Source organism: Tautonia rosea (assembly GCF_012958305.1).
In the GTDB taxonomy this organism is placed as follows: domain Bacteria; phylum Planctomycetota; class Planctomycetia; order Isosphaerales; family Isosphaeraceae; genus Tautonia; species Tautonia rosea.
Map to the genome: position 1 here is coordinate 1 of NZ_JABBYO010000053.1, position 595 is coordinate 595.

The 595-nt window shown below is 60.7% G+C and carries 1 pseudogene; it reads left to right on the top strand.

Annotation, left to right across the window (positions count from 1 at the left end):
• Window positions 1-236: 236 nt before the first annotated feature.
• A pseudogene (locus tag HG800_RS27100) lies at window positions 237-595 on the top strand (hypothetical protein); the annotation flags it as partial.

Here is a 595-nt window from a genome sequence, read left to right on the forward strand (position 1 = left end):
TGCGCTGCAGCGGACCCGGCCCGCCGCGGCGCTCACTCGTCAGTCACAGCTTTCTCTCGGCGGGCCGGTCCGCTGAGCTTTGTTGTTAGGCGTCATGGCATATCGTGATTGAGACGGCCATTATCCAATCAATCTGGGACCTTTGGCCGAGATCGGTATCCGATCCCGGCCAAGAGGCGCTCGATCTGGCGAGTCGAGCCGTCGTGGAGTTCCCACACTCGACGAAGCTCTTGTGTATGCTTGGAGACTTAATCCAACTCGTCGACGATGACCGATATGACCTTCCGGACGCACTTGCGTGCTACGAACGAGCCGTCGAACTCGATCCAGCCTGCTCCGAGGCCTGGGAATCGATCGGATACTATCACGACGTCATGACAGACGATCTCGGTCGAGCGGAGGCGGCCTTCCGTCGAGCGGTCCGATTGGGAGGTGGCGAATCGAGTTATCGGGGGCTCGCGAGGGTACTCGCCGAACGCGGCCGCGATCGAGAGGAGGCGCTGCGACTGCTGGACGAATGCCCTTATGCCGAATCGGTCGATGTCCAGGTGTTGCGGGACGAGATTGCTTCGCGTTCATGGGATCCGATAGCAGA